This is a genomic window from Vibrio sp. 10N.222.46.A1, from assembly GCF_041473595.1.
GTDB lineage: Bacteria > Pseudomonadota > Gammaproteobacteria > Enterobacterales > Vibrionaceae > Vibrio > Vibrio tasmaniensis_A.
The window spans coordinates 1-396 of record NZ_JBFRSN010000811.1; the positions used below are offsets into that span (position 1 = coordinate 1).

The window sequence follows — 396 nt, forward strand, 5'->3', positions numbered from 1 at the left end:
CCCATTAAGGTCACGATCTTATCGCATATCGTAAGACCAAGCCCCGTGCCTCCGTAGATGCGGGTGGTGCTACCGTCGGCTTGTTGAAACTTATCGAATACCGATTGTTGCTTGTCTTCTGCGATACCAATACCACTATCGGTCACCTCAAATTTCACTCTGAGCTTTTGTTCCGGCTCTATGACTTCTTCTAAACGAAGTGAGAGCATGACATGACCATGTTCGGTAAATTTGATGGCATTGCCAACTAGGTTATTCAGTACTTGTCTTAACTGAGTACCATCGCCAATCACCATGGTTGGGATCTTAGGATCAATCGCCAGTTGGAATTTGAGCCCTTTTTGCTCGGCTTTAACTCTGAAGGTCGACTCTACGTCGGCAGCAATACCCATCATT

Annotated in this window: 1 protein-coding gene; it reads right to left on the reverse strand. The window is 46.2% G+C overall.

The features are described 5' to 3' along the window. Positions 1-396: ATP-binding protein (locus AB4496_RS20405; RefSeq protein WP_372131790.1), on the reverse strand; the 396-nt coding region annotated here is incomplete at both ends.